The 5,175-nt window shown below is 71.2% G+C and carries 5 protein-coding genes and 2 pseudogenes; 1 reads left to right on the top strand and 6 read right to left on the bottom strand.

The genetic code is table 11. The features are described from left to right. The 3 genes and pseudogenes from AC27VN_RS32075 to AC27VN_RS32065 all read right to left on the bottom strand — a co-directional run. A pseudogene (locus AC27VN_RS32075) lies at nt 1-193 on the bottom strand (cytochrome c biogenesis protein DipZ); the annotation flags it as partial. A gap of 113 nt (nt 194-306) precedes the next feature. Next, nucleotides 307-1,680 carry an ATP-binding protein gene (locus AC27VN_RS32070; protein WP_490879170.1) on the bottom strand — a complete coding sequence of 458 codons (1,374 nt, stop codon included), beginning with the start codon at nt 1,678-1,680 and terminating at the stop codon, nt 307-309. A 56-nt stretch (nt 1,681-1,736) separates the two neighbouring features. Beyond that, nucleotides 1,737-2,156, bottom strand: coding sequence for an organic hydroperoxide resistance protein (locus AC27VN_RS32065; RefSeq protein WP_057597880.1), 420 nt, complete (start codon nt 2,154-2,156; stop codon nt 1,737-1,739). 266 nt (nt 2,157-2,422) lie between these two features. Here AC27VN_RS32065 and AC27VN_RS32060 point away from each other — a divergent pair, with 266 nt between their 5' ends. Beyond that, nucleotides 2,423-3,163, top strand: coding sequence for a response regulator (locus AC27VN_RS32060; protein WP_057597879.1), 741 nt, complete (start codon nt 2,423-2,425; stop codon nt 3,161-3,163). A gap of 126 nt (nt 3,164-3,289) precedes the next feature. On the opposite strand, the gene AC27VN_RS32055 is transcribed toward AC27VN_RS32060, so the two are convergent. The 3 genes and pseudogenes from AC27VN_RS32055 to AC27VN_RS32045 all read right to left on the bottom strand — a co-directional run. Beyond that, entirely contained in the window at nt 3,290-3,847 is a 558-nt protein-coding gene (locus tag AC27VN_RS32055; RefSeq protein ID WP_490879169.1) for a thioredoxin family protein, read from the bottom strand. Between the two features lie 135 nt (nt 3,848-3,982). After that, nucleotides 3,983-4,963, bottom strand: a complete 981-nt coding sequence (locus tag AC27VN_RS32050; protein ID WP_490879168.1) for a tripartite tricarboxylate transporter substrate binding protein — start codon at nt 4,961-4,963, stop codon at nt 3,983-3,985. Between the two features lie 25 nt (nt 4,964-4,988). Continuing rightward, a pseudogene (locus AC27VN_RS32045) lies at nt 4,989-5,175 on the bottom strand (low specificity L-threonine aldolase); the annotation flags it as partial.

Raw genomic sequence — 5,175 nt, 5'->3', positions numbered from 1 at the left:
CCACCCAGCCGCCGCCCACGGCCGCGAGGGTGGCGACGGCCGCGAAGGCCAGCGCCATGCCCGCGAGCATCGGCAGGCCGTGCGAGCGGAACGGGCGGTCGGCGCGCGCGAACACGAAGGGCAGCACCGGCAGGATGCAGGGGCTCAGGATGGTGAGCACCCCGCCGAGGTAGGCAACGAAGAGAACGAGCATGGTGGCGCTCCTGGTTGGGTCGTGGATGAATCGATGGGAAGGGGCGTGCGCATCCCGCGCGGCCTCGCGTCGCGGGGCCGCCGTAGGGTGTCGCCGTGGTGGGTTGGGTTCGCTCAGTCGCCCGGCGCGGGCCGCGTGCCCAGCAGCAGGCTGGCCTCGAGCCCGCCCTCGGGCCGGTTGGCCAGCCGCAGCTGCGCGCCCATCGCGGTCGCGAGCTGCTGGGCGATCGCCAGGCCCAGGCCGGTGCCGCCGGTGTCGCGGTTGCGCGAGCTCTCGACGCGGTAGAAGGGCTTGAGCACCGCGTCGAGTTCGTCGGCAGGGATGCCCGGGCCGTTGTCGACCACCGCGATGCGCAGCTGGCCGCCCGCGACCTCGGGCTGCACGCGCACGCTGACCTCGGTGCCGAACTTGAGCGCGTTGTCGATCAGGTTGGCGAGGATGCGGCGCAGCGCGTTGGGCCGGGTCACGATCGGCGTGCCGGCGCGGCCCTCGAGCCGCACCGGCTGGCCGGCGTCCTCGTAGTCGGCGAGCATGCTCTGGACCAGCGCATCGGCATCCACGCGCAGCGGCGGCTCGGTCGCGCCGTGCAGCGTGCGCGCATAGGTCACGCCCTCGCGCACCAGCGACTTCATCGCGTCGAGGTCCTGGCGGAACTTGTCGCGGTCGGGCGTGGCGTCCATCAGCTCGGTGCGCAGCCGCATGCGCGTGATCGGCGTCTGCAGGTCGTGCGAGATCGCGGCCAGGATCTCGACGCGCTCCGACATGTAGCCCGAGATGCGCTGCTGCATCGCATTGAAGGCGCGCGCGGCATGGGCCACCTCGCTCGGGCCGTGCTCGTCGAGCGGCCGGCCCTTGAGGTCGGGACCGAGCTCGTCGGCCGCGCTCGCCAGCTGCGCCAGCGGCCGCGTGACCAGCCGCACCGCGGCCCAGGCGCACAGCGCGAGCACCAGCAGCTGGATCGCCATGCCCCACATCAGCCAGGGCGACATCGGCATGTCGACCCGGCGCGCATGCACGATCAGCGCCGAGCCGTCGTGCAGCCGCACCTGGATCTCCAGGCCGCCGACGGGGTTGCCCACCTCGCCGATCTTCACGATCTCGAACGGGCGCATGGCCTCCATGATGGCCTCGCCGAACTGGCGCAGCGAGGCCGAGGCCGGCGCGTTGCCACCGGCCTCGCCGCCGAGCGTGAAGTGGTAGTTGCGCCGCTCCAGCCGCGCCAGCCAGTCGGCGCGCTCGCCGGCCGGCAGGCGGTCGAGCAGTGCCACCGAGCTCGCGATGTCGCGCTCGATGCCGATCATCATCAGCTCGCGCATCGCGAGGCCGCGCTCGTAGTTGATCGCGCCGAAGGTCAGGGCCTGCGCGATCGCGAGGCCGACCACGATGATCAGCGTGACGCGCGCGAACAGCGAGCGCGGGACCAGCCGGCGCAGCCCGCGGCGGACGGGTGCGGCCTGGTTGGCGGCGGGGCTGGCGGGGGTGGACATGGACGCCTTTATAGACGGGTGGACGAAGGCGCCGGCATCGGCCGGCGCGCCGCGGCTCAGACCAGGCGCAGCGTCACGTCGATGTTGCCGCGCGTGGCCTTCGAGTACGGGCAGGTCTGGTGCGCCGCATCGACCAGGCCCTGGGCCACCTCGCGGTCCAGGCCCGGGATGCTCACGTCGAGCCGGGCCTGCAGGAAGTAGCCGCCCGTGCCGGTGCCGAGGTCGACCTCGGCGTTCACGCTCAGGTCGGCCGGCAGCGCGATCTTCTGCTTGGCGGCCGCCAGACCCATCGCGCCGATGAAGCAGGCCGACCAGCCGGCCGCGAACAGCTGCTCGGGATTGGTGCCCTGGCCGGCGGAGCCGGGCGAGGACAGCTGGATGTCGAGCCGGCCGTCGCTGCTGCGCGCGCTGCCGTCGCGGCCGCCGGAGGTGGTGTGGGTCTTGCCGGTGTAGAGGACCTTGTCGATCTGGCTCATGGTGGTTCCTTGGATGGATGAAGAAGAGGTTGTTCGTCGAACGGAACGGATTCTTGGGCCGCGGCCACCCCCGCGGCGCGCCTTGCGTATGCCTGTGTATCCGCGCGAAAAACGCACACAGTACGTTTCACGTCCCCGGGCGCGGCCAGCCGCCAGTGCAACGGCATGTGGCGCTTCGCCGCGCCGGATACTTGGGCATACAAAAGCCGCTCTCGCGCGCCGGCCGGCGGCTACATTGCGCTGCACGACAACCCAGAGACCGCGCCATGAACACCAGGCCCTCCGACCACATCCTCATCGTCGACGACGACCGGGAGATCCGCGAACTGCTGAGCACCTACCTGGTGAAGAACGGCCTGCGCGTGGTGGCGGTGCCGACCGGGCGCCACATGCGCGCGGCGCTCGAGGACTCGGGGCCCTTCGACCTGATCATCCTCGACCTGATGCTGCCGGGCGAAGACGGCCTGACCCTGTGCCGCGACCTGCGCACCGGCAAGTACAAGGCCACGCCGATCCTGATGCTGACCGCGCGCAGCGAGGAGGCCGACCGCATCCTCGGCCTGGAGATGGGCGCCGACGACTACCTGGCCAAGCCCTTCTCGGCGCGCGAGCTGCTCGCGCGCATCCGCTCGGTGATGCGCCGCACCCGCATGCTGCCGCCCAACATGGGCTCGGCCGAGGCCGCGCGCAAGCTGGTGTTCGGCGAATGGCAGGTCGACACCGTGGAGCGCCACCTGCTCGACGAGAGCGGCACCATGGTCGCGCTCAGCGGCGCCGAGTACCGGCTGCTGCGCGTGTTCCTCGACCATCCGCAGAAGGTGCTGAGCCGCGACCAGCTGCTGAGCCTGACCCAGGGCCGCGAGGCCGAGCTGTTCGAGCGCTCGATCGACCTGCTGGTGAGCCGGCTGCGCCAGCGCCTGCGCGACGATGCGCGCGAGCCGCGCTACCTGAAGACGGTGCGCAGCGAAGGCTATGTGCTGGCCGCGGCGGTCGAGGCGCGCGACTAGGCGTCTTTTCGCTTCGAAGGACCCGTCGCCGAACGGGTCGAGATGCATTGGCAGTTCGTCGGCTGGCGGACTTCGTGCGCGAAGCCGCCCGCGAGGAACAGCAGGGCGAACCAGAGCTTCTTCATCTCAGGAAGCCGGTGCGGGTTCGGCCAGCAGCGCCTGGATCTTCTTCTCGGTGGCGCCGTAGCTGCCCTCGCCGAAGTGCGAATAGACGATGCGGCCCTGCTTGTCGATCAGGTAGACGGCCGGCCAGTACTGGTTGCGGAAGGCCTTCCAGGTGCCGTAGCCGTTGTCCTGCGCCACCGCGTGGCGGATCTGCAGGCGCTGGATCGCGTCCTTCACGTTCTGCGTCGACTTCTCGTAGGCGAACTCGGGCGTGTGCACGCCGACCACGACCAGCCCCTGGTCCTTGTACTTCGCGTCCCAGTCCTTGACGTAGGGCAGGTGGTTCAGGCAGTTGATGCAGGTGTAGGTCCAGAAGTCGACCAGCACCACCTTGCCGCGCAGCGCCGCCATGTCCAGCGGCGGCGAGTTGAGCCAGGTGTCGATGTTGGTGAAGGCCGGCGCGGGCGCGGCCTGCGCGGCGGGGATGTCGCCGCCGCCGGGCGGCGCGGCGAGGGTGACGAAAGCCACCGAGGCGGCAATGGCGGCGGCGATGGCGAGCGGTGCGGCGGGGAGGCGCATGGCGGTTCCTTCGGGTGAGAAAGAGGCGGTGGAAGAATCGATGCGGCGATTCTTCGACGCCCGCCACCGCTGCCGCGCGCGCTGCGTATGCCTGTGTATCCGTGGGGCGCAAGCCGCACAGTACGTTGCACGCTGCTAGCTGTTGAGCGTGAATCCCGTCTGCTTCACCACCGCCTGCCAGCGCGCGATCTCGTCGTTCAGGTGCTTCGCGAAGGCCTGGCTGCCGCGCGGCATCGGGTCGATGAAGGCATCGGCCAGCCGGGTCTTGACCTCGGGCAGGTCGAGCACCTTGGCGAGCGCGGCGTTCAGGCGCTGCTGCACCTCGGCGGGCGTCTTCGCGGGCACCATGAGGCCGTACCAGACGCTGCCGACGATGCCGGGCGCGCTCTCGGCGAAGGTCTGCACCTGCGGCAGCTTGGGATCGCGCGCCGTGCTCGCGATGGCGAGCACCTTGAGCCGCTTGGCCTCGATGTGCGGCATGCAGGCCGGCACCGAGTTGATCACCATCGGCACCTGGCCGCCGATGGCATCGGTCAGCGCCAGCGCGCCGCCCTTGTAGGGCACGTGCACCAGCTCCATCCCGGTCTTGAGCTTGAGCAGCTCGTAGAGCAGGTGCGGCGCCGAGCCCTGGCCCGGCGTGCCGACGCCGTACTGGCGCACCTGCTCGCGCGGCAGCGCCAGCAGCTCCTTGAGCGAGTTGGCGGGGAACGACGGATGCGCCACCAGCAGCTGGGGCGAGGAGCCGATCAGCGTGAGCGGCGCGAAGTCCCGGGTCGAATCGAAGGGCAGCCGTGGCTGCACCGCCGCGTTGGTGGCGTGCGCGGCATCGGCGATCAGCAGCGTGTAGCCGTCGGCCGCGCTCTTGGCCACGGCGTCGGTGCCGATCATGGCGGAGGCGCCGGCCTTGTTGTCGACGATGACGTTCCAGCCGCTGGACTCGGTCAGCTTCTGCGCCACCAGGCGCCCGACCACGTCGGAGCCGCCACCGGGCGCATAGGGCACGACCAAGCGGATCGGGCGGCTCGGGTACTCGCTGGCGAAGGCGGGGCGGCCGAGCGACAGGGCCGCGGCCGAGAGGGTGGTGGCGACGAAGTCGCGGCGGGACAGGGTGGGCATGGTGGATCTCCTGGAAGGGGGCGGCTCAGCGGAGCAGGGTGTCGGCGGCGCGGCGGAAGCCGGCGATGGCGGCGTCGACGGCGGCGGTGTCGATGTGGCGGTGCGTCACGAGGCGCAGCCGGTGGCTGCCCCAAGCGCGCACCAGCACGCCGTGCTCGCGCAGCGCGCGGGTCCATGCCGCGCTGTCGGGGCCGCTCGCGGGCAGGTCGGCG

Source organism: Variovorax sp. 20P10.2.4 (genome assembly GCF_058244205.1).
The sequence above is the reverse complement of the archived record's forward strand: the minus strand, read 5'-3'. Positions and strand labels throughout refer to the sequence as shown.